Annotated in this window: 19 protein-coding genes, 1 tRNA gene and 1 riboswitch; of the genes, 13 read left to right on the top strand and 7 right to left on the bottom strand. The window is 68.5% G+C overall.

Going from position 1 to position 21,000, the window contains the following annotated elements:
- The 7 genes from LB310_RS10715 (at position 1) to LB310_RS10685 (ending at position 8,384) form a co-directional block, all read left to right on the top strand.
- Positions 1–1,170, top strand: coding sequence for a DNA polymerase III subunit delta (locus LB310_RS10715; RefSeq protein ID WP_096228178.1), 1,170 nt, complete (start codon positions 1–3; stop codon positions 1,168–1,170).
- A 13-nt stretch (positions 1,171–1,183) separates the two neighbouring features.
- Complete coding sequence (locus tag LB310_RS10710; RefSeq protein WP_278806933.1) at positions 1,184–2,740, top strand: regulatory iron-sulfur-containing complex subunit RicT; 1,557 nt, start codon at positions 1,184–1,186, stop codon at positions 2,738–2,740.
- 81 nt (positions 2,741–2,821) lie between these two features.
- Entirely contained in the window at positions 2,822–4,300 is a 1,479-nt protein-coding gene (locus LB310_RS10705; RefSeq protein WP_181813785.1) for a nicotinate phosphoribosyltransferase, read from the top strand.
- A gap of 57 nt (positions 4,301–4,357) precedes the next feature.
- Positions 4,358–5,260, top strand: a complete 903-nt coding sequence (locus LB310_RS10700; RefSeq protein WP_114568438.1) for a DegV family protein — start codon at positions 4,358–4,360, stop codon at positions 5,258–5,260.
- A gap of 56 nt (positions 5,261–5,316) precedes the next feature.
- Positions 5,317–6,243, top strand: coding sequence for a DegV family protein (locus LB310_RS10695; RefSeq protein WP_301155059.1), 927 nt, complete (start codon positions 5,317–5,319; stop codon positions 6,241–6,243).
- 59 nt (positions 6,244–6,302) lie between these two features.
- Positions 6,303–7,265 (top strand): NAD(P)-binding domain-containing protein, encoded by a 963-nt coding sequence (locus LB310_RS10690; RefSeq protein WP_227155021.1) that lies wholly within the window; start codon positions 6,303–6,305, stop codon positions 7,263–7,265.
- Between the two features lie 168 nt (positions 7,266–7,433).
- Entirely contained in the window at positions 7,434–8,384 is a 951-nt protein-coding gene (locus LB310_RS10685) for a radical SAM protein (RefSeq protein WP_278806931.1), read from the top strand.
- Between the two features lie 178 nt (positions 8,385–8,562).
- Here LB310_RS10685 and LB310_RS10680 read toward each other — a convergent pair whose 3' ends face one another.
- The 3 genes from LB310_RS10680 to LB310_RS10670 form a co-directional block, all read right to left on the bottom strand.
- Positions 8,563–9,693: a DUF362 domain-containing protein gene (locus tag LB310_RS10680; protein WP_278806930.1), complete on the bottom strand. Its 1,131-nt coding sequence runs from the start codon at positions 9,691–9,693 to the stop codon at positions 8,563–8,565.
- Positions 9,694–9,949: 256 nt separating this feature from the next.
- Positions 9,950–11,053 carry a TIGR03915 family putative DNA repair protein gene (locus LB310_RS10675; RefSeq protein WP_278806928.1) on the bottom strand — a complete coding sequence of 368 codons (1,104 nt, stop codon included), beginning with the start codon at positions 11,051–11,053 and terminating at the stop codon, positions 9,950–9,952.
- Positions 11,050–12,561 (bottom strand): putative DNA modification/repair radical SAM protein, encoded by a 1,512-nt coding sequence (locus LB310_RS10670; RefSeq protein ID WP_278806927.1) that lies wholly within the window; start codon positions 12,559–12,561, stop codon positions 11,050–11,052. The genes LB310_RS10675 and LB310_RS10670 overlap by 4 nt, the downstream gene beginning before the upstream one ends.
- A gap of 146 nt (positions 12,562–12,707) precedes the next feature.
- On the opposite strand from LB310_RS10670, the gene LB310_RS10665 reads away from it, so the two are divergent.
- Positions 12,708–12,782: transfer RNA gene (locus LB310_RS10665), tRNA-Thr, on the top strand.
- A 219-nt stretch (positions 12,783–13,001) separates the two neighbouring features.
- Here LB310_RS10665 and LB310_RS10660 read toward each other — a convergent pair.
- Complete coding sequence (locus LB310_RS10660; protein WP_301155058.1) at positions 13,002–14,096, bottom strand: hypothetical protein; 1,095 nt, start codon at positions 14,094–14,096, stop codon at positions 13,002–13,004.
- 432 nt (positions 14,097–14,528) lie between these two features.
- On the opposite strand from LB310_RS10660, the gene LB310_RS10655 reads away from it, so the two are divergent.
- The 3 genes from LB310_RS10655 to LB310_RS10645 are packed head-to-tail and all read left to right on the top strand — an operon-like array spanning position 14,529 to position 16,922.
- The gene (locus LB310_RS10655) at positions 14,529–15,179 is read left to right on the top strand and encodes a TetR/AcrR family transcriptional regulator (protein ID WP_087191985.1); all 651 of its coding nucleotides are present in this window, start codon (positions 14,529–14,531) and stop codon (positions 15,177–15,179) included.
- Positions 15,176–16,132 (top strand): ABC transporter ATP-binding protein, encoded by a 957-nt coding sequence (locus tag LB310_RS10650; RefSeq protein WP_227155017.1) that lies wholly within the window; start codon positions 15,176–15,178, stop codon positions 16,130–16,132. The genes LB310_RS10655 and LB310_RS10650 overlap by 4 nt, the downstream gene beginning before the upstream one ends.
- Positions 16,125–16,922, top strand: a complete 798-nt coding sequence (locus LB310_RS10645; RefSeq protein WP_278806926.1) for an ABC transporter permease subunit — start codon at positions 16,125–16,127, stop codon at positions 16,920–16,922. Before LB310_RS10650 ends, LB310_RS10645 begins: the two co-directional genes overlap by 8 nt.
- 146 nt (positions 16,923–17,068) lie before the next feature.
- On the opposite strand, the gene LB310_RS10640 is transcribed toward LB310_RS10645, so the two are convergent.
- Together LB310_RS10640 and LB310_RS10635 are read right to left on the bottom strand one after the other, a co-directional pair.
- Positions 17,069–17,902: a nitroreductase family protein gene (locus LB310_RS10640; RefSeq protein ID WP_301155057.1), complete on the bottom strand. Its 834-nt coding sequence runs from the start codon at positions 17,900–17,902 to the stop codon at positions 17,069–17,071.
- Complete coding sequence (locus LB310_RS10635; RefSeq protein ID WP_114568429.1) at positions 17,899–18,285, bottom strand: helix-turn-helix transcriptional regulator; 387 nt, start codon at positions 18,283–18,285, stop codon at positions 17,899–17,901. The genes LB310_RS10640 and LB310_RS10635 overlap by 4 nt, the downstream gene beginning before the upstream one ends.
- Positions 18,286–18,590: 305 nt before the next feature.
- On the opposite strand from LB310_RS10635, the gene LB310_RS10630 reads away from it, so the two are divergent.
- Together LB310_RS10630 and crcB are read left to right on the top strand one after the other, a co-directional pair.
- Positions 18,591–18,881, top strand: a complete 291-nt coding sequence (locus LB310_RS10630; RefSeq protein ID WP_181813784.1) for a hypothetical protein — start codon at positions 18,591–18,593, stop codon at positions 18,879–18,881.
- Positions 18,882–18,958: riboswitch (Fluoride riboswitch) on the top strand.
- An 87-nt stretch (positions 18,959–19,045) separates the two neighbouring features.
- A complete protein-coding gene (gene crcB, locus LB310_RS10625) occupies positions 19,046–19,447 on the top strand; it encodes a fluoride efflux transporter CrcB (protein WP_114568427.1) in 402 nt (133 codons plus the stop codon).
- A gap of 42 nt (positions 19,448–19,489) precedes the next feature.
- Here crcB and LB310_RS10620 read toward each other — a convergent pair whose 3' ends face one another.
- Entirely contained in the window at positions 19,490–20,989 is a 1,500-nt protein-coding gene (locus LB310_RS10620) for a response regulator transcription factor (RefSeq protein WP_143412777.1), read from the bottom strand.
- Positions 20,990–21,000: the final 11 nt, after the last annotated feature.

Genomic DNA, 21,000 nt, shown 5'->3' with positions numbered 1-21,000 from the left:
GTGGCCGACGCCTTCGAGAACATACTCGGGCAGCCGCAGGTGCGCGAGTTCCTTCGCGCGAGCGTGGCGAGCGAGCGCGTGACGCATGCGTACCTGTTCACCGGCCCTGCCGGGTCAAACAAGACGATGGCCGCCTACGCGCTGGCCCAGGCGCTGCTGTGCCCGAAGGGACCCCACGGCCCGCGGGGCGGCGAGTGCGGCGCCTGCGACATCTGCCGGCGCGTCAAGCGCAAGAAGCACCCCGACGTGCGCTACTTCGCGCCCGAGGGCGCCGGCGGCTACCTGGTGGACCAAATCCGCGACATCGCGGCCGACACGGTGCTCGCGCCCATCCAGGCCGACCGCAAGATATACATCCTCGACCGCGTGGACCTGCTGGGCGTCCAGGCGGCCAACGCCTTCCTGAAGACGCTGGAGGAGCCCCCGTCCGACGTGGTGCTCATACTCCTGGGCCGCACGCGCGAGAGCGTGCTGCCCACCATCGTGTCGCGCTGCCAGGTGGTGCCGTTCCGCCACATCCCGGCCAGCGAGGCCGCCGGCATCCTGGCGCAGAACACGGGCGCGTCGCGGGAGAAGGCCCGCATCGCCATCGAGGCGTGCGACGGCTCCATCACGCGCGGCATCGAGTTCCTGAAGTCCAACGAGCGCCTGGCGTTCCGCGCCCGCGTGCTCGAGGCGCTGGCCCTGCTGCGCAACGCCGACGACTGGGACCTCGTGGGCCAGGCGGGCGAGCTCGTGGTGCTGGCGAAGGCCCCGCTCGACGTCGTGCGCGCCGCGCAGGAGGAGGAGCTGGCCGAGAACGCGGACTTCCTGGCGAAGTCGGCCATCCGCCAGATAGAGGCGCGCAACAAGCGCCAGCTGACGGCGAAGAGCCTCGAGTCGCTGCGCCAGCTCACGGCCATCATCCGCTCGTGGCTGCGCGACGTGCTGGCCGTGTGCGCCGAGACGCCCGAGCTCGTGATAAACGTGGACGCCCGCGGCGCGATAGAGGACGCCGCACGCGCCACCGACGAGGCCCGCGTGGCCGCCGCGCTTTCGGCCGTGCGCCGCTGCGACGAGGCCATCTCGTATAATGTATCCCCTGAGACATGCATCGACGCGCTGCTCTTCGAAACAAGGGACGCGCTCTACCGCCCCCGCCCGCCCGCGGGCGCCGGGGCCGTGAGATAGAGAGGTATCGGCAATGGTTCGCATAGCGCCCATCAGGCTCGCCTACAACCCCAAGACGCTCTGGTTCGACCCGGGCGACCTGGAATTGAAGAAGGAGGACCCCGTCGTGGTGTCCACGGCGCGCGGCCTGGAGTTCGGCCGCATGGCCGATGACGTGTTCGAGGCCGACGAGGCCCAGGTGAAGAAGCTGAAGACCGCGCTCAAGCCGGTGAAGCGCCTCGCGAGCGAAGAGGACGTCGCCCGCGCAGAGGAGATGTGCCGCCGCTCGGAGGAAGCGCTGCCCGTGTTCAAGCAGATGGCGGCCGAGGCGAGCGAGGACATGCACCCGGTGTCCGTGGAGTTCCTGCTCGACGGCGACAAGGCCGTGTTCTACTTCGAGGCCGAGGAGCGTGTGGACTTCCGCGAGCTCGTGCGCAGGCTGGCCGCGCACTTCCACGTGCGCATCGACATGCGCCAGATCGGCGTGCGCGACGAGGCCCGCATGGTGGGCGGCCTGGGGCATTGCGGCCAGGAGCTGTGCTGCAAGCGCCTGGGGGGCGAGTTCTGCCCCGTGTCCATCCGCATGGCCAAGGAGCAGGATCTCTCGCTCAACCCGCAGAAGATATCGGGAGTGTGCGGCCGCCTCATGTGCTGCCTGCGCTACGAGTTCGACGCGTACAAGGACTTCAAGAGCCGTGCGCCTAAGCAGAACTCGCAGGTGGAGACGCCGGCGGGCATGGCGAAGGTCGTGGACTTGGACGTGCCGCGCGAGATCGTGTCGCTCAAGGTGGAGGGCGAGAAGCCGGTGCGCGTGCCGCTCGCGGACTTCGAGCCGCCCGACGAGGGCTCGAACCGCCCGAACCGTGTGGGGCAGGACGCCTGGAACGAGGCCACGACGCAGGCCGTGATCGGCGTGGCGGGCGAGAGCTCCATCTTCGCCACCTCGCAGCTGACAGGCTCCGACAAGCTGGCCGATCCGAAGGCCGTGCGTCGCACGGGATCGGGCGGCAAGGGCGGCCCGAAGGGCCGCGGCGGCGCAGGGAAGGGATCCGGCACGGGATCGGGCGGCAGCTCGGCCGGCTCCGGCAACGAGTCGCGCAAGCCGCGGCGGCGCCGTTCCACGAAGGTGGCGGCCGACGGCACGGTCCAGCCTGCGACGACCGAGGAAACGCCCTCCAAGCGCAAGCCGAAGCAAGGAGGCGCGGCGGCCTCCGGAGGGGGCAGGAAGCAGGGATCGAAGAAGGGCGGCAACGGCGCCCAGGGCGGCGGAAACGGCGGCAAGAAGGGCTCCGGCTCCCAGAACGGCCAGGGGCGCAACGGCGGTGCTCCGACAGGCGGCGGCCGCGGCGGCGCGGACAAGAACGCCAAGAAGCAGGGCACGAAGGGCGGCCAGGGCGCTTCCAAGCAGGGACCGCGTCCCGGCCAGCGCTCGTCCGGCCTGCGCCAGCAGGGCGCCGGGGCCTCCGCGTCGGGCGCTCCCGGGGCCGCGCCGGGCGGCGAGGGCGGACACCGCCGGGCGCGCCGCCGCAGCCACAAGGCCGGCGGCCCGCAGGAGGGCCAGGGTGGCGCCGCGGGCGGCAAGGCCGAGTAGCCGGATGCTCGGGGAGGCGGCCCGCACCCTTGGCGGTGCCGCCGGGACGCTGCCGGCACCGGAACGCTGACGGAACGCCGCATGCTTGAGGAGGATGCATTGAAGCTCGATTACGCGCTGCTCACGGACCTGTACCAGATCACCATGGCGCAGGGGTACTGGGAAAGCGGGAAGGGCGCCACGGAGGCGTGCTTCCATATGTACTTTCGCGATTACCCGTTCAAGGGCGGCTACGCCGTGGCCTGCGGCATGGCCCAGCTCGCCGAGCTGGTGGAGGGCTTCGCGTTCTCCGAGGAAGACCGCGCCTACCTGGCGTCGCTCGACGCGCCGGGCGGTGGAAGGCTCTTCAAGCAGGAGTTCCTGGACTACCTGGCCGGCTACCGCCTGTCCGTGGACATCGACGCGGTGCCCGAGGGCACGGTGGTGTTCCCGCACGAGCCGATCGTGCGCGTGTGCGGCCCCATCATGGACTGCCAGCTTATCGAGACGGCGCTTCTGAACTGCGTGAACTTCGAGACGCTCATCGCCACGAAGGCGGCGCGCGTGTGCCAGGCGGCCCAGGCGCCCGTGGCGGAGTTCGGCCTTCGCCGCGCCCAGGGCGCGGCAGGCGGCCTCTGGGCGAGCCGCGCCGCCGTGGTGGGCGGCTGCGCGTCCACCTCCAACGTGCTGGCCGGCAAGCTGTTCGGCATCCCCGTGTCGGGCACGCATGCGCATTCGTGGGTCATGTCGTTCCCCGACGAGATATCCGCCTTCCGCGCCTACGCCGAGGCGTTTCCGAAGAACTGCATCCTTCTCGTGGACACCTACGATGTGGCCCAGGGCGTGAGAAACGCCATCACCGTGGGGCTGGAGATGCGCGCGCGGGGCGAGCGCCTGGCCGGCATCCGCATCGACTCGGGCGACCTCGCATGGCTCGCGAAGATGGCGCGGCGCATGCTGGACCAGGCGGGGCTCTCCGATTGCGGCATCGTGCTGTCGAACGACCTGGACGAGTTCACCATCCAGTCCATCCGCGACGAGGGGGCCCAGGTGATGTCGTGGGGCGTGGGCACGAAGCTGGCCTGCGCCTACGACCAGCCCACGCTGGGCGGCGTGTACAAGCTGTCGGCCACGCGCGAGCCGGGCGAGCGGGAGTGGACGGACCGCCTGAAGATCTCGGAGTCCGTGGGCAAGCTCACCACGCCCGGCGTGCTGGACGTGCGGCGCTACTTCTACTGCGACAACGGGCGGCTGGCCGGCGACATGGTGTTCGACGTGAACGCGCCGGGCGACCAGAGCCGCGAGGTGATCGTGGACCCCGCCGACGATCTTAGGCAGAAGAACCTTGCGGGGCTGTGCTCCAAGACGCTGCTCGAGCCGCTGGCGCGCGACGGCAGGACGGTGCTCGACGCCGCCGGGCGCGACGCGCAGGCGGCGCGCGCGCGGGCGCAGAAGGGGCTCGCGCTGCTCGACGAGAGCCAGAAGCGCATGCTGAACCCGCATACCTATCCTGTGGGCCTCGAATATGGTCTTTTTGAGCGCCGCCGCGAATTGGTTGCCCGCATGCGCGGCATCGCGTAGTTTAATGGGAGAACGATAACCTCGCGCCCCGTGCGCCCTAGCCCAAGGTAACGTGCCATGATCAAGATACTCACCGATTCGGTCGCCTCCATCCCCGCCGACGCTGCGCGGGAGGCGGGCATCGACGTCATAACGCTCTACGTGAACCGCGACGGCCGCGAGCTGGCCGATGCGGACATGGACCTGGACGCGTTCTACGCGGACATCTACGATATGGTCGACAACATCCCCACGTCGAGCCAGCCCTCGCAGGCTGCGTTGGAAGCGGTGTTCGAGGAGGCCGCGCAGGCAGGCGACGAGGTGCTGGGCGTGTTCATCTCCACGGGCCTCTCGGGCGCCTACGAGGGCGCGGTGCGCGCCGCGCGCGCCGTGGCCGCCCGCAACATCGGCTTCTCCTACGCGCTCGTGGACTCCAGCTCGTGCGGCTACGACGAGGCGTGGCCGGTGTTCGACGCCGTGGCCGCCCGCGCGGCCGGCGAGGACCTGGAGGGCTGCACGCGCGCCGTGCTGAAGGGCATCGAGTCCACGCGCTTCTTGTTCACGCCCGAGACGCTTACGTTCCTTCAGAAGGGCGGGCGCATCGGCAACGCGGCGGCGCTTCTGGGCAACCTCATACAGCTCTCGCCCGTGCTCACGGTGAGCGACGGCAAGGCCACAACCCTCGCGAAGGTGCGCACGCGCAAGAAGGCACTGGAGAAGATATTGGCCACGTTCAAGGACGACGTGGAGAAGCACGGGCTGAAGAACGTGGTGGTGCACTACATCGGCGACAAGACGCCGGCCGTGGCGTGGGCCCACGAGGTGGTGGAGCCGCTCTTGGGCCGCACGGTGCCGGTGCTGCCCGTGAGCCCCGTCATCGGCCTGCACGTGGGGCCGGCGGTGGGCATCGCCTACGAGTGCGCGAGCGCGCTGGCCGGCAAGCTCACGGCCCCGGTGCAGGCGCGCCTGTGCACGTCGTGAGCGTGCCGGCCCGCCCGATGGACGAAACCGTATTCGACAAGGAGGCCGACGCCCCTATGCCGCATTCCTGCAACCTTATCATCGACTCGTGCTGTGACCTGCCGTTCGAGACAGTCGACCGCGACGGGGTGGAGCTCATCGAGTTCCCCTACGTCATGAGCGACGGGGAGCACGCCGACGACCTGTACCGCGCATCGAGCGCCCACGACTTCTACCAGGCCATGCGCGACGGTGAGGAGCCCACCACGGCGCAGGTGCCCGTGCCGGTGTTCCGCGCAGCCTTCGAGCGAGCCGTCGAGAGCGGCGTGCCCACCGTGTACCTGAGCTTTTCAAGCGGGCTGTCCGGCAGCTTCGACGCGGCCGTGCTCGTGCACGGCCAGATCATGGCCGAGCATCCCGATGCGGAGCTCTACCTGGTGGACACGCACCTGGCCTCGGTGGCGGAGGGGTTGCTGGTGCACGAGGCGCTGCGCCAGCGCGACAAGGGCCTGACGGCGCGCGAGCTGGCCCAATGGGCCGAGGAAGCCCGCTACTTCGTGGACGCCGAGTTCATGGTGGAGGACCTGGATGCGCTGCGGCGCGGCGGGCGCATCCCGGGCTCGGTGGCCTATGCGGGTTCCAAGCTGGACGTGAAGCCCATGCTCACCATCGCGCCGGACGGCAAGCTGTCGCTGGCGGGCGTGGCGCGCGGCCGCAAGAAGGGCATCAAGCAGCTGGCCGAGTACTACCAGAAGCGCGTGGCGGAGAGCGTTCCCGGCCAGTGCGTGGTGGTGGCGGGCGCCGACTGCCCGAAGGACGTGGGGCGCCTCAAAGAGGCTCTGGGCAAGGTGGACGACTCCATCCTGTTCTTGGAGAGCAGCATAGGGCCCGTCATCGGCTCGCATGTGGGGCCGGGCATGATAGCCGTCGTGTTCTGGGGCGGCGACAAGTGCGAGGACATGTCGGTGGCCGACCGCATAGCGCGCAAGGTCAAGCAGGGATAGGCGCCGCCGAGGCGCGCGGCACGCATTCGAGAAACGACGCCCGGAAAGGGGCTGCTCTTATGGACAAGCGGTATGCATTTATCGGGAACGAAGCGGTAGGCGACGTGGTGCGAGAGCGCCTGGACGCGGCAGGCTGGACGCGCACGGCCGACGTGGCGAGCGCCGGCATGGTGGTAACGTACTGCACGTCCCAGACGGCGCTTGAGGACGCGTACTTCGACGAGAACGGCATCGTGCAGGCGGCGTCGCCGAATACGGTGCTCATCGACCTGTCGGCCTCGACGCCGAGCTTCGCGCGAGAGCTGAACGCCGTGGCCATCGTGAGCGATTTGGCGGCCGTGGAGGCGCCGCTCGTGGTGGCCGACCCGATGCTGTCCGACGCCCTCTCCGACCGCGACAACCTTATGTGCCTGGTGGGGGGCGAGGAGGACGACGTGGAGGCGGCGCGCCCCGTGCTGGACGCGCTCGTGGGCACCGTGCAGGAGACGGGCGGATCGGGGTCGGCCCAGCTGGCGCGCGCAGCTTACACGCTGCAGACGTCGGCGCAGATCATGTCGGCTATCGAGGCCGACGCGCTCTACCGCGCCGTGCAGCGATCGTCCGCCGCGTTCGGCGCCACGTTCGGGCGCGCGGGCGCCACGACGCCCGAGGCCGAGCAGGTGCTCGCGGCCGTGAACGCCGGGCGCTTCGACGGCGCGTATACCGTGGAGATGCTCATGTCCGAGCTGTCGGCCGCGCTCATGGCCGCCGACGACGTGGACCTCATCCTGCCGCAGGCCGAGGCGTGCCTGCACCTGCTGGAGCTTTTGGCCGTGATCGGCGGCGCCGACAAGGCGCCCTCGGCACTGGCCCTCGTGTACGGAGAGGAGGCGGCCTGCGCCGAAAACGGCTTGGATTGGACGCGCGCCGAGCAGGCCTACGCCTCCGAGGAGGCGGGGGAGGACTACGACTATGACGACGACGGCGGCGACGGCGACGGTGGCGACTTCCCCGGTGGCTTCGGAGCGTATTCGGCGAATTGAGCTCAGCCGTTCTGACGAGCGACGGAACGGGCCGACGCTACGGGCCGCCCTCGTACCCGATCTCCGCTCCTTCTCGCTTGCGCCTCGCGAGAAGCACGTGCGGCCGCGATACGGGTTGACCTTGGGCGCGAGGACGGCCCTCGCTGACTGATTTGGACCGGTGGGGATATGAAGCACAACCTTTCAACCTCCTGCGACCTCTGCCCTCGCCGGTGCGGGGCGGATCGTGCGGCGGGGGAGCGCGGGGTTTGCGGGGCCGACGATGCGCTCGTGGTGGCACGGGCGGCGCTGCACTTCTGGGAGGAGCCTCCCATCAGCGGCAGCCGTGGCAGCGGCACCGTGTTCTTCGCGCACTGCCCCCTACACTGCTGCTACTGCCAGAACGCCGTGATAGCCGCTGGCGAGGCGGGGCGCGCCGTAAACGTGGACCGGCTGGCGGAGATGCTCTTGGAGCTGGAGGCGCAGGGCGCGCTGAACGTCAACCTCGTCACGCCCACGCACTACGCCCCGCAGGCGCGCGCCGCCGTGGCGCGGGCGCGTGGGCGGGGGCTGGCGCTTCCCGTGGTGTGGAACACCTCGGGCTACGAGACGGTGGCGGCCGTGCAGGCGAACGCAGGTACCGTGGATGTGTACCTCGCCGACTTCAAGTACGCCGATCCCTTGCTGGCGGTGCGTTACTCGAAGGCGCCGGACTACCCGGATGCAGCGCTGGCCGCCCTTGGCGAGATGGTGCGCCAGACCGGCGCCCCGGAGTTCGACGAGGTGGACGGGGATCCGCGCCTCGTTCGCGGGACGGTGGTGCGCCACCTCATGCTGCCGGGAGCCCTCGAGGACTCGAAGCGCGTCGTGCGCCTCGTGTACGAGCGCTTCGGCGACGACGTGCTGCTGTCGCTGATGAACCAGTACACGCCGGTTCTGGCCGATGCGGCCGCCGCGGGCGACGAGCGCGCCGCGGCGGCGCTGCACCGCTGCCCAGAGCTTGCCCGGCGCGTCCCGGACGAGGACTACGAGCGCCTGCTGGACTACGCCGATGCGCTGGGTGTGGAGGACTACTTCTGGCAGGAGGGCGGCGCGGCCGAGGAGAGCTTCATCCCCCCGTTCGACCTGACGGGGGTGTAGGGGAGACGGCCACAACAAGGCGCGCGGGGAACGTGCGCTCCGCCGACGCCATCGCGCCGGTTCGACAAGGACGTGGCGTGCGAATGGCGCGGCCGAAGATGTTCGTTTTCGCATGTCTTCGGCCGCCCTTGGGAGGGGCCGAAGACATGCGGAGGCAGCGGGTGAAATAGCCCCTATCTCACATCCTCACCAGCTCGTACTTCCGCGTTCCCAGGCCGATCTTCTCGGCGTGCTCTAGGCAGGTGCGCCATTCCGACTCGGGGGTGGAGTTGGCGAAATGGTCGCCCGAGGGCTCGAAGCCGGGCGTGGCCAGGTTGTCCGAGAGCTTGCTGCCGGGGAGGGGGGAGGCGGCCAGACAGGCGTCGACGCAGGCCTGGTCGAGGGCGAGCGGGTCCATGGAGGCGAACATTCCCAGGTTCGGCAGGATGGGGGCGTCGTTCTCGGCGTGGCAGTCGCAATGGGGCGACACGTCCACCACGAGCGAAACGTGGAGCTGCGGCCGGCCGTCCACGACGGCCTTCGCGTACTCGGCCATGCGGCGGTTGAGGTCGGCGTTGGCGGCGTCCTGCGCGAAGTCGATGGCGTCGAAGTTGCAGGCGCCCAGGCAGCGCCCGCACCCTACGCAACGTTCCTTGTCCACGCCCATCTTCCGGGCGGCCTCGTCGAACACGAGGCCGCCGTTCGCGCATTCGGGCAGGCACTTCTTGCAGCCGCGGCACTTCTCCCCGTCGATGTCGGGCTGGCCGTTGCTGTGCTGCTCGGTCTTGCCGGCGCGCGAGCCGCAGCCCATGCCGATGTTCTTGATGGCGCCGCCGAACCCGGTGAGCTCGTGGCCCTTGAAGTGCGTGAGGCTCACGAACACGTCGGCGTCCATGACGGCGCGGCCGATCTTCGCCGCCTTCACGTACTCGCCGCCTGCCACCGGCACCTCCACGTCGTCGGTGCCCTTCAGGCCGTCGCCGATGAGGATGGGGCAGCCCGCCGTGAGCGGCGTGAAGCCGTTCTCCCATGCGCATTCCAGGTGCTCGAGGGCGTTCTTGCGGCTGCCGGGGTACATGGTGTTGCAGTCGGTGAGGAACGGCTTGCCGCCGAGCTCCTTCACCACGTCCACGAGGGCGCGTGCGTAGTTCGGGCGCAGGTAGCTCACGTTGCCCAGCTCGCCGAAGTGCAGCTTGATGGCCACGAACTTGCCGTCGAGGTCCAGGTCGGCTATGCCCGCACGGCGGACGAGCTTCTTCAGCTTCGTGGGCAGCCCGTCGCCGAACGCCTGCGTGCGGAAGTCTGTGAAGTACACCTTTGCCGTTTCCATGTTCCCTCCTTCTCGAGGTTGTGTCAAAAGCTCCGCCTTGTCGCCCTGCCGGGCTGAACGTAGGGCAAGGGCCTTGCCCTTGCCGATGATCGGGACCGTCCCGCAGGTTGCGGCAAGGGCAGGGCCCTTGCCCTACGGGGCGGCCCCTGGCGGGCTTGGGCCTCGGAGCTTTTAAAACGCCTCCCGTGCGGTTCTCTCGTCGGGTCTCATGATAGCGGTTCGCGGGTTCTGGGGAAACTCGCGAACCGCCTCTCCCTCAACCGCGCCAGAGGCGCTCGGTTCGCAGGGAGGCGGTGCGGGCCAGCTCGGTACCGGGGAGATCCTCGTGCATCTCCAGGATGTTCTTCCAGAGGCGCTTGGGCATGAACTGGCGGCGGAGCTCCGGGTTGTAGCGGGCCTCCACGGCGACGGTGCGGTAGAAGCGCTTCCAAGCTGCCTGCATGAGGTTCTCCTCCGCGGCGCGGTCGGGCACGTCCAGCTCGTCGGTGCGCACGAGGTACCAGTCGCGCCCCTCGTAGACGCCTGCCAGGTGGTGCACCTCGTCGTAGATGATGAAGGGCTGCGTGTTGAAGCGGCCGGCGAACCAGTCCATGAGCAGCGGCACCACCGAGGCCTTCGGGTTGCAGCGCGCGAGCCACACGCCGTTCTCCAGGTGCTCGAAGCGCAGGAACTGCACCATGTGGTGGCGCTCGTTGCCCACGGAGCGCACGAGGCGGTGCAGGGGCTCCACGGCAGGGTGGGCGAGGTCGTTCAGCACGCTGCCGCGCGCCTTTCCCGAGCAGCCGAGGGAATCGGTCGGCTGCGACGAGGCCATGGGGCCGCTGCACGATCCGCGCCGGCGGCATCCCGTGCAGTCGTGCGGGCGCTTGGCCGCCATGGCGTAGCGCACGAAGCGGTAGACGACGGTGCCGGCACTCGGGTCGTCCGAGAGCGAGGCGCGCATGACGGCGTCGTAGGCGGCGTGGCCGCAGACGCGCTTGATGCCGCGCTGGACGCGCACGGCGCGCTCCATGTCCGTCTCCACGAAGCGCACCGTCTGCCCGAGGCGTGGCTGGAGCGCGGCCTGCGCCGTGACGTCCTGCGGGTCCTCGCGGCGCACGTACGCCTCGAACACGGCCGACAGCAGGCCTTCCAGCGTCCCGTCGTAGGCGTAGGCCACGTTGGCGAGCGGCTCTTCCGGCGTTGCCGGCCCATGGGGGGCATCGCCGGCTGCGGCGGGCTCCCGTCCCGCTCCCGTCGCAGCCAAAGCGGCCGAACGGTTGCGCGCCCCCTTGTCCGGGGCGGCCGAGCGGCCGGAACCGGCCTCGGCCGCCGCAGCTCCCGAGGGCCGTTCGAAGCCGGTTCTGTGGTCGGTGCTCATGCGCAGGCCGCCTCGGGTTGCTCGAGGGCGTGCTGCCAGCCAAACGCGCCGTCGGCATTCCCGCGGCGCTGCCCGTTCGCCGCGTTGTCGTGCTGTCCGGCAGGCGCCGTTCCCAGGCGCTCGCCGGCCCTCGCGCCCAGGTGCCCGCGGGGATCGACACCCGCGCCCTGCGCGATGCGGGCCTTCTCGGGCGTTTCCACGCTCTCGAACAGGCTCAGCTGGCCGGGGATGGCCTTGTCTGCGCGACGGCCGTGGCCACCGCCCTTCGGCGTTGCGGCTAAATGCGCCCGCAGGCCCTCTCGAGAGAAGTCCGTTCCCTGGCCGGCGTAGCTGCCGTTGCAGGTGATGAAGAAGCGCGCCCGCTTGTAGGCGATGCCCAGCTTGCGCAGCTCGCGCTCGCCGAGCGTGGTGGAGTGCCGGGCGCGCATGATGGAGTGCGCGCCCTTCACGCCGATGCCGGGTACGCGCAGCAGTGCCTCGAGCGGCGCCTTGTTCACCTCCACGGGGAAGAAGTCCAGGTTGTTGAGGGCCCAGTTCGCCTTCGGGTCGACCTCGGGGTCCAGGAACGGGTGCTCCTCGTCGATGATCTCGGTGACGTCGAAGCGGTAGAAGCGCAGGAGCCAGTCTGCCTGGTAGAGCCGGTGCTCGCGGTTGAGCTGCAGGGCGTCGGTGCCGGGCAGGCGCGCGTCGTCGTTCACGGGCGTGTAGGCGCTGAAGAACACGCGCTTGAGCGAGAGCGTGCGGTAGAGCGCGGCCGAGAGGTTGAGTATCTGGAAGTCGCTCTCGGGCGTGGCCCCCACGATCATCTGCGTGGACTGGCCGGCGGGCACGAAGGCCCGCTCCTTCTTCTTCGGCTTGACCGCCTTCATGTAGGTCGTGTTCTTGCGCACGAGCGCGCGGGTGTCCTTGTCCACGGCGATGTTGTCGCGGATCTGGCGCATGGGGGCGATGATCTGCTGCTTGTTCTTCTCGGGGGCGAGCAGGGCCAGGCTCTGCTGCGAGGGCAGCTCCATGTTCACGCTCATGCGGTCGGCCAGATGTCCCAGCTCGTCCACGAGCTCGGGTGAGGTGCCGGGCACGGCCTTGGCGTGGATGTAGCCGCGGAAGCCGTGCTCGCCCCGCAGGAGCGACAGCGTCTGGATCATGAGCTCGGTGGTGTAGTCGGGGCTCTTGATGACGCCCGAGCTTAAGAACAGCCCCTCGATGTAATTGCGACGGTAGAATGCTATGGTGAGGTCGGCCAGCTCCTGCGGCGTGAAGGCGGCGCGCCTCACCTCGTTGGAGCAGCGGTTCACGCAGTAGGCGCAGTCGTAGACGCACACGTTGGTCATGAGCACCTTCAAGAGCGTGATGCAGCGCCCGTCCGCCGCGAAGCTGTGGCAGCATCCCGCCGCCATCGTGTTGCCCAGCTTCCCCTTCTGGGCGTCGCGGTCGATGCCCGAGGAAGTGCAGGCCACGTCGTATTTCGCCGCATCGGCAAGTATCTCCAGTTTGTCGATCAGTTCCATACGCACGCCCGTTCGCCAGATCAAGTGTTCGCGAGAATATCTGTTCGCTTAGTATGGGCGAACGGATATTCGTTGTCAAGATGGGGGGACGCTTCTTCCCGAAACGGGCAGGATGTCGTACAATACGCAGGCACGACAATTCTTATGCCAGTGTGGCGCAATGGTAGCGCAACAGTTTTGTAAACTGTGGGTTGCAGGTTCGAGTCCTGTCACTGGCTCCAGGAAACAGCAGGCCGGAGGGCACAGCCCCCGGCCTTTTTCGTCGCCGTGCGGCTCGAGGGGTGCGGGTGGCTGCGGTCTGCCCGGGTACGGCTTGCACGGTTGCGGTCGGCCCGGGCGTGGCTCGCTTGGCCGGTCCGGCTCGGGCGGGCGATGCCGGGTCGCGGCGATGCCCGGATCGAGGCCATTTCGTCGCGGCCTGCGATGCGCCTGCGCTGCCGTTAGCGCAGGCGCGCTCCCACCAGGCGCTTGAAGGCGGCGGCGTTGTCGGGCGACACGTTGATGGCGCGCACCGGGCGGCGCGTTCCGGCGAACGTGCGGACCTCCAGGGGCTCGGAGAGCTCGATCCAGCAGGGCGGGGCGCCCATGACGACCAGGTCGAGGCGCTCGCGCTTGGGGACGTCGGGCGCGGCGGCACCCACGCCGGTCACGAGGTGCAGCGGCACGTCCTCGCAGACGAAGGCGGCCCAGCGCACGGTGAGCGTCTCGTCGTCCACGAGCAGCGGGTTCAGCACGCTGGCGCGCGCGGCGGCCACGAGCCACAGAAGGGCGTACAAGGAGGTGGCGGTGAGCAGGCAGGCCGCGATCGTGCTCCACTGCGCCACCAGCAGGTGCACGGCGAACGCTTCCACGGGCAGCAGCGCCGCGATCACGCCCACGAGCGCCAGGAAGCCGCTTTCCCTATGGTAGCTGAACGCGTGTCGGCCGACGGGCGCGTCGGGGCGGGCGCGCCACGAGAACAGGGCGTAGTACCAGGTGGCACCTTCGATGCCTGCCAGATGCGCCGCGCGCCCACCCGGCGCGAGGACCTTGAACGCCTCGGCGAACCAGTCGTACGGGCGCGTGGAGGCGCCTCGTGCGGCGCGGAAGGCGCGCACGAGGCGGCGCGCCTCGCAGGCGATCACGGCGGCGTCGAGCGCGAGGGCGGCGGCGAACAGGGGCGGCAGCAGCGAGAACGTGCCGGCCGACCCCGCCGCCGCGGAGACCGCCAGCGGCGAGAGCAGCCCCGGCGCGACCAGCTGGGACGCCGCGAGGTACCCCGCCCACACCACCGGCAGCACGGCCAGGGGCGTGAGGCCGCGGCGGCGCACCACCAGCAGGTAGAACGCGGCGGGCACGCACACCATGAGGTCGAACGGCACGGCCACGTTCACGGCGAACGCGTGGGCCGAGGCGGGCACGGTGGTCGCGCACGCCAGGTCGACGGCGTAGAGCGCCAGGACGACGGCGAGCGCCAGCAGCAGGCGGCGCGCTCCGAGCGCACGGACGGGAGCGGCGGATGCGGTGGGTTCGGGGAGGTTCGAAGAGCGGGCCATGGCGTCTCCTGTCGTCGGCGGGAGGGCGTGTCGCGCGATGCGGGTCCATGATAGCAGACGGGCGAGGAGGGGACCGGGCCGGCTGTCGCCGGAGGAGCGGGCGGGAGTGAGCAGGAGGGGGAAGGGGGCTGGGGGTGCCCCCCCCCCCGTTTCAGCCGGTCGCAGGGGAGGGCGGCAGCGCGCGCTGGTGGGCGCAGCGTGACATGCCGGCCTTGCGCGTCGGTCTTGCCCGTCTGCCTCGCATGCGAGGCAGACATGGCTCGGGGGCGCCGGCCTCGCATGCGGGCCCGGCGCGCTACGGGCTTGGCGGCTCTCCCAATGAAAAAACCCTCCTCGACCCCTTCTAAAAAATAGTCAACGGGGTAGCATGATCTCCAATCCGTTGACCGAGCGGTCAACGGCCGCAGAGCGGCAGGAAGGGAGGCGGCGGCAATGAGCGCAACGGACGATAGGGGGCATGCGGACTTCAGCAAGTTCGAGAGCCTCCCCGAACAGCGACGCGAGGCTATCGTCAACGCCGCCGTGGAAACGTTCGGTCGATGCGACTACAAAAGCGCTTCGACCGAGGACATCGCACGGCGCGCTGGCATCTCGAAGGGCCTTCTGTTCTTCTACTTCAAGAACAAGAAGGAGCTGTACCTCTACCTCATGGAGCACCTCATGGAGAAGGTGTCCGATCTGGTGGTGGACGACGGATTCTACGAGATCGACGATTTCTTCGATCTGCTCGTGTACGCAGCTGAAACCAAGCGCAAGGTGCTTTCGCGTTTCCCCTACCTGCTGGAGTTCTCCGTCCGGGCCTTCTACCCGGAGCACAAAGACATCAAGGACACGATGGACAGCTGGACGCAGAGGCAAATCGATCTGATGTTCTCCACGTACTTCAGATGCGTGCGGTTTGACCGGTTCCGCGACGACATCGACCCGAAGTACGTGCTCGACCTGCTGATTTGGCTGGCTGACGGCTACCTGCACCAGCAGCGCGCCCTGCATCAGCGCCTCGACATGGATGCGATGCTGGACGAGATGTACCGCTGGTGCGACATGCTGAAAGCCTATTCGTACAAGGAGGAATACCGATGAGCGCAACAATCGGCCCCGCGATTGCGATCGAGGGGCTCAAGAAAGATTACGGAAGCGGACGCGGCGTGTTCGGCGTGTCGTTTGCCGTGGAGCGGGGCGAGGTGTTCGGCTTTTTGGGACCGAACGGCGCCGGCAAGACGGTGACCATGCGCAACCTCATGGGCTTCATCCGCCCTGATGAGGGAACCGTGAACATCAACGGCCTGAACTGCTTCAGCCAGCGCGCCCGCATCCAGGAGCACCTGGGCTACCTGCCCGGCGAAATCGCCTGCATGGACGAGATGACCGGCACGGCGTTCCTGGAATTCATGGCGCGCATGAAGAAGCTGCGCGACCGCACGCGCATGGAACAGCTGATCGAGTACTTCGAGCTGGACCCCGCGCGGCGCATTCGCAAGATGTCGAAGGGCACGAAGCAGAAAGTGGGACTGGTCTGCGCGTTCATGGCCTCGCCCGACATCGTCCTGCTCGACGAGCCCACGAGCGGCCTCGACCCCCTCATGCAGAGCCGCTTCATCGACCTCGTGCTGGAAGAGAAGCGCCGCGGCACCACCATCTTGCTGTCGTCGCACCTGTTCGAGGAGGTTGAGCGCACGTGCGATCGGGTGGCGTTCATCCGCGGGGGCAAGCTGGCCGCCGTAGAGCGCATGGACGACGTGCGGAAGTCGCGCAAGCGCATGTTCGTCGTCACGTTCGCCGACGAGGCCGCGCGCGACCGCTACGCGGCGGCCCACCGCGATACCGGTGTCAGCGTGCAGAAACAGGGGACGACCAGCGTGGAAACGGCCGTGTCCGGCAACCTCGACGCGTTCGTGAAGGACCTGGCCGCGAACGAGATCGTCGATCTCACCGTGCGCGAGCAGACGCTCGAAGAGCTGTTCATGCACCTGTACGGCACCTTCGGCGACGCGTCGAACCGCAGGTCGGGGTTGAAAGGAGGCTCCCATGAATAAGACGCTGTTCGCGAAGGAGCTGCGCGCCAACCTGTTCGTCAGCGGCATCATCGCCGCGGTGCTGGCTATGTACATCGGCATGATCGTGAGCATGTTCGATCCCGAGCTGGGCGAGAGCCTCGATCTCATGATGCAGAGCATGCCCGAGGTGTTCGCCGCATTCGGCATGTCGACGCAGGCCACCACCCTTATCGACTTCATGCTGAACTACCTGTACGGGTTCCTGCTGACTATCTTCATCCTCGTGCTGATCCTGATCATGGTGAACAAGCTGATGGTGCGCTACCTCGATCGCGGCGCGATGGCGTACCTGCTGGCAACGCCGAACGGTCGCACGCGCATCGCATGCACGATGATCGGCGTGATGGTGGCTATCCTTGCCGCCCTCATGGTGGCGGTTACGGCGCTCGAGGTGGGATTCGCCGAGACTCTGTTTCCCGGCGAGCTGGACATGCAGGCGTTGTTGCAGGTGAACGCGGGGTTGTTTGCGCTGTGGCTGGCTATCGCGGGCCTGTGCTTCCTGTCGGCCTGCCTGTTTTCGAACGCCACGGCGGCTTTGTGGGCGGGCGGCGGCCTTTGCATCCTGTTCTTCCTCATGCAGATGGTGTCGAAGGTGGGCGACAAGTTCGAGCTCCTGGAGAACGTCAACCCCTTGACGCTGTTCGACTATTACGGCTTGGCCGCAGGCGACGCGTCGGCAGTCGGCGGCGCGATTGCGCTGGCCGCGAGCGCGGTGGCGCTGTTCGCTGCGGCAGTTGCGGTGTTCGACCGGCGCGACTTGAGCATCTAGCAGATTCGAGGGCGTGACAGGGGGCGTAACAGGGGGGCGTGACAGGGGGACGGGGATAATGTCTCATTCCGCGATGCGGCAAGGCTTCGGCAGACGTATTGGAATGAGACATTATCCCCGTCCCCCTGTCTCGCCCCGTCCCCCTGTCACACCCAGGCGAAGCTCTCCGTGCCGGCGCCCACCTCGAAGTGGTATTTTGCGATGCCCAGGTCCACGGCGGTGTAGGCGCCGGAGAGGGTTTGGGCGCGCACCGTCTTGCCGTCGGGCAGCAGCTCGAAGCGGAACTTCTGCTGGTTCAGGGCCGTGGGGGCGAGCAGCGCCGCCCGCACGCCGCGTTCGAACCATTCCGGCGGCTTCCCGGCCGCACGGCTCACGTCCTCGGGTGCCTTCGACTTGCGCGGTCTGCCCTGCGTGGCGCCGTAGCCGAGCGCCAGCGCGCAGACAAGCCTCTCTTCCGGCCCGGCGAGGCGGCGGACCTGCCGCTTGCTGAACGTGAGGGCTGCCCAGCACGTGTTCAACCCGAGCGCCTGGGCCGCGAGCACGAGGCGCTCGCCGTAGTAGCCCGCGCGCCCGTCCAGGTCGTCGGCCGTTTTCCCGATGATCGCCACGTAATTGCGCACGTTGGCAAACTTCCCGTAGCGTGCCAGCATGCTGGAGAACGCCCGCGGCTCGTCGAGCACGACCTGCATGCGCAGGCCGCCCTCGCGGTTGCAGGCGTCCAGCTCGTCGCACAGTGCGGCGAGCACCGGGCCCTCGATACGTTGGCCGGTGAAGCTGCGCACTGAGTGGCGGCGCTCCATCGCCTCCTCGACGGTGCAGAGGGGGAGGGCGCCGCCTGAGGGGGTCGTGCGATCCTCGCACGCCGCAGCGTCCTCATACGCTCTCCCGGGCATGTCCTCGTCTTCGCGGACGCCGCCGGGCCCTTCTTCGACCTTCTCCATAATGCCGCGCTCCTTCTGCTCGTGCGGGTTCGTTGTCATCGCTGCACCTTTCCTTCGCTGTCTTGCAGGTAGCCTTCGAGGTTGGCCTGCTGTACCAGCTCGTAGACGCGGTCGACGAGCTGCTTGAGTTGCGCCCACTGCGCGTCGTCGGCGGCAATGTGGTAGAAGTTCATGGTGCCCGCGCGCCGAAGGGCGATGATGTTCGCGTCGCGCAGGATCTTCAGGTGGTGCGACACGGCGGGGCGGGAGAGGTGCGTGCGCACCGTGATCTCGCCCACGCGCAAGCCGCACTCCTCGGCCTCCAACAGCGCCATGATGATCTGCTGGCGCGTCTCGTCGCCAAGAGCCCCGATGATGCCCCGGCACTTCTTGAACCCCTCTGCGAGGTCCTGCCTGCTCTGCGCCCATTCGCGTTCGTCCATCGATGCTCCTTCGTCCATCGCGTCTTATACGGTTCGATTGTTCGAACCATTAAACCATGAAGAGGCTGCTCGCAAGGCGGGGGAAGGCTGGCGTTTTCCCTTGGGAAAGAAATTCGAGACGGAGGCCGGGGCCCTCCGGTTCCGCCCTGGCTCTTACCGCCGAGTGCCCCGTGACCGCTGGTGCGCCGCCGACCCCGTACCGCCGGCGCTTGCACCGGCCGTCGCGCATGACGCGCGGGCATTCGTTTCGCTACGGGTCGATGCGGGCAATTGCGCCGGGGTGCCGGGCATGGTTGCATGGGCGCATGGGATTTCGCAAGACATACGTGGACGTGGTGGCGAACATCGACGTGGACGGGCGCGTGACGCCGCTGTCCATCCGGTGGCGCGACGGCCGGACGTTCGAGATCGACCGGGTGCACGAGGCCATCCGGCGCGCGTCCACCCGGGTGGGCGGCACGGGGATACGCTACCTGGTGACGGTTCACGGCCGCGACAAGTACCTGTTCTTCGAGGACCCGCGCTGGTTCGTGGAAGAGGTCGTGCCCGAGAACGAGGGGAGCGCCCCGCTTGCGGGCGGGGCCCGCAAGCGGTAGAATGCCTGCGGGAATGAGGTTCTCCCTAAGCCGCTCGAAGGCTTGAACCGCGTAAAGCTGATGACTTCTGCAAACGGACTCCCCATGGGGGAGCGCCCGCGCGCGGGTCGTCGGCTTTTTTCATGCCGCGCGGCCGGCGGGGGGTGTGTCGGAAAGGACGGGATATGGCAGCGGTGCTCTGGGTGGGCGCCGGCGGGTTTCTGGGCGCCGTCGGGCGCTACCTGCTGGGGCTCGTGCCCTTCGAGGGGGACTTCCCCCTTATGACGTTCCTCGTGAACTTCGCCGGTGCGGTGGCCATCGGCGCGATAACCGAGGTGGCGGGTGCCACGTCGGCCCTGTCGGCCGAGGCGGCGCTCTTCTTGAAGACGGGCGTGTGCGGCGGCTTCACCACGTTCTCCACATTCTCGCTGGAGACGCTCGCGCTGTTCGAGGGCGGCAAGTACGCGACGGCCGCGCTCTACGCCGGCGGCAGCCTTGTTGCCTGCGTGTTGGGCGTAGCGGCGGGCAAGCTTGCCGTGCGCGGCGCGCTGTCGCTCGTGCAGCTCATCGGCGCACAGGGCGCCTGACGGAGCGGGAGGCGCGTTGGACGCGCGGCCGGCCGGCGCGCTTCACGCCGTATCGCCGGCCTCCTGGGCCTCCACGATGTCGATGAGCTCCTGCTGCGAATGAATGCCCATCTTCTGGTAGATGTGGTAGGTGTGCGTCTTGACGGTGCGCTCGGCCACGTAGAGCTGGTCGGCGATATGGCGCGCGTTGCGCCCCTTCACCAGGTAGAACAGTATCTCTCCCTCGCGTGGGGTAAGGTTGAAGGCGCGGGTCGCCTCGGCGCATTTGTGCTTGTAATGCTGCTCCACCACCGCCTCGGGGTCGGTCTCGGGCTCGGACATCGGGGCAGGAGGCGCCTCGACGGGCTCGGGCTCCTCGGCCACGATAGCGTACTGGTCGGGCCTGACGGTGGCGACCACGATGTAGGCGCATACCAGCATGATGAGGACCATGGCCGCCACGGTGAGCCAGCCCTTGCCGAAGTCCGTGGCCACGAACGCGCCGGCGAACCAGCCGAGTGCCTGGCCGAGGACGATGAAGAAGCGTCCTCTCGCGAAGCAGTAGCACGGCGAGATGGACAGCAGCGTGCCGCGCAGCGACAGCACCGTGGCGTTCGTGTAGTCCAGCAGGTACAGGATGACGAAGAGCGGCGGCGCGGCGACGGTGTTCCAAGGCGCCTGCAGGAATCCGGAGAGGATGAGCCCGCACACGAGGAAGGGCAAGAGCACGAGCTGCACCCTTCCCATGGCAAGGAGCCGGGGCGCCTTCCGGCTCAGGAGCAGGAAAATAAGCGCGACGCAGACGAACGCCGCGCCCATGGTGATGGGCGGCAGGACGCCCTTGCTGATTCGCGCGACGACGAGCCCTGCTATCACGCCGCACATCATGCCGTCGACCAGCATGATGTAGGAGCCGTTCGGGCTGTACCGGCTCGTCTCCGCCAGCCAGCGCTCGTCGCGCTCGCTCGTGAGCTCGGTCGTGCTCGGCGGTGAGGCTGCGAGAAGCGCGAACGAGCTCGCGCACAGCAGCAGGAACGCCGTGATGGCGGCAGGGCCGGGCATGGCCAAGACGCCGGCCACGATGCATCCTGCCAGTCCGAACGACCATAGGTTGGCTGCGCGGATGCGCTCCTCGCCAAGCGAGCTGCGCACGTCCGCCCAGACGCACGAAAAGTAGGCGCCCGAGGCGCCGAACACGGCCCAGAGCGCGAACTGGAGTACCAGGGGAAGTGCGAACGCGAGCACCGTCTCGAGCAGGACGATGCCGGGCAACAGCAGCTGCAGGGCCAGGAAGCCGGTTCGCACCCGGTTGGAGGAGACGAGCTCGTTGCGACCCTTGCAGCGCGTGACGACGAAGTAGAAGCCTGCCATGGCGGCGAACATCGTGCCGTGGGTGAGGCCGTGCATGACGGGCGTGTTGGTTGCGACCGTGGCCAGCAGCGGGCTGAAGGCGGCAAGCAGCACGGACGCGGTGAAGAGCGTGAACCCCGCGATCCCCGCCAGCTCCCGCTCGCTGTAGCGGTTCGCCTTGCGATTTGCATGCCCCTTGGTGGTTTCGGCCATGGTCGCGTATC

This window comes from Gordonibacter sp. RACS_AR49 (assembly GCF_030418435.1).
Classification (GTDB): Bacteria; Actinomycetota; Coriobacteriia; order Coriobacteriales; family Eggerthellaceae; genus Gordonibacter; species Gordonibacter urolithinfaciens.
Note: the sequence above shows the minus strand (reverse complement) of the source record. Positions and strands in the feature narration are given on the sequence as shown.

Bases quoted from the DNA above. Each gene is read 5' to 3' on its own strand.
- LB310_RS10710 (WP_278806933.1), top strand. From the start codon at position 1,184: ATGGTTCGCATAGCGCCCATCAGGCTCGCCTACAACCCCAAGACGCTC.
- LB310_RS10705 (WP_181813785.1), top strand. From the start codon at position 2,822: ATGCTTGAGGAGGATGCATTGAAGCTCGATTACGCGCTGCTCACGGAC.
- LB310_RS10700 (WP_114568438.1), top strand. From the start codon at position 4,358: ATGATCAAGATACTCACCGATTCGGTCGCCTCCATCCCCGCCGACGCT.
- LB310_RS10695 (WP_301155059.1), top strand. From the start codon at position 5,317: ATGCCGCATTCCTGCAACCTTATCATCGACTCGTGCTGTGACCTGCCG.
- LB310_RS10690 (WP_227155021.1), top strand. From the start codon at position 6,303: ATGGACAAGCGGTATGCATTTATCGGGAACGAAGCGGTAGGCGACGTG.
- LB310_RS10685 (WP_278806931.1), top strand. From the start codon at position 7,434: ATGAAGCACAACCTTTCAACCTCCTGCGACCTCTGCCCTCGCCGGTGC.
- LB310_RS10680 (WP_278806930.1), bottom strand. From the start codon at position 9,693: ATGGAAACGGCAAAGGTGTACTTCACAGACTTCCGCACGCAGGCGTTC.
- LB310_RS10675 (WP_278806928.1), bottom strand. From the start codon at position 11,053: ATGAGCACCGACCACAGAACCGGCTTCGAACGGCCCTCGGGAGCTGCG.
- LB310_RS10670 (WP_278806927.1), bottom strand. From the start codon at position 12,561: ATGGAACTGATCGACAAACTGGAGATACTTGCCGATGCGGCGAAATAC.
- LB310_RS10660 (WP_301155058.1), bottom strand. From the start codon at position 14,096: ATGGCCCGCTCTTCGAACCTCCCCGAACCCACCGCATCCGCCGCTCCC.
- LB310_RS10655 (WP_087191985.1), top strand. From the start codon at position 14,529: ATGAGCGCAACGGACGATAGGGGGCATGCGGACTTCAGCAAGTTCGAG.
- LB310_RS10650 (WP_227155017.1), top strand. From the start codon at position 15,176: ATGAGCGCAACAATCGGCCCCGCGATTGCGATCGAGGGGCTCAAGAAA.
- LB310_RS10645 (WP_278806926.1), top strand. From the start codon at position 16,125: ATGAATAAGACGCTGTTCGCGAAGGAGCTGCGCGCCAACCTGTTCGTC.
- LB310_RS10640 (WP_301155057.1), bottom strand. From the start codon at position 17,902: ATGACAACGAACCCGCACGAGCAGAAGGAGCGCGGCATTATGGAGAAG.
- LB310_RS10635 (WP_114568429.1), bottom strand. From the start codon at position 18,285: ATGGACGAACGCGAATGGGCGCAGAGCAGGCAGGACCTCGCAGAGGGG.
- LB310_RS10630 (WP_181813784.1), top strand. From the start codon at position 18,591: ATGGGATTTCGCAAGACATACGTGGACGTGGTGGCGAACATCGACGTG.
- crcB (WP_114568427.1), top strand. From the start codon at position 19,046: ATGGCAGCGGTGCTCTGGGTGGGCGCCGGCGGGTTTCTGGGCGCCGTC.
- LB310_RS10620 (WP_143412777.1), bottom strand. From the start codon at position 20,989: ATGGCCGAAACCACCAAGGGGCATGCAAATCGCAAGGCGAACCGCTAC.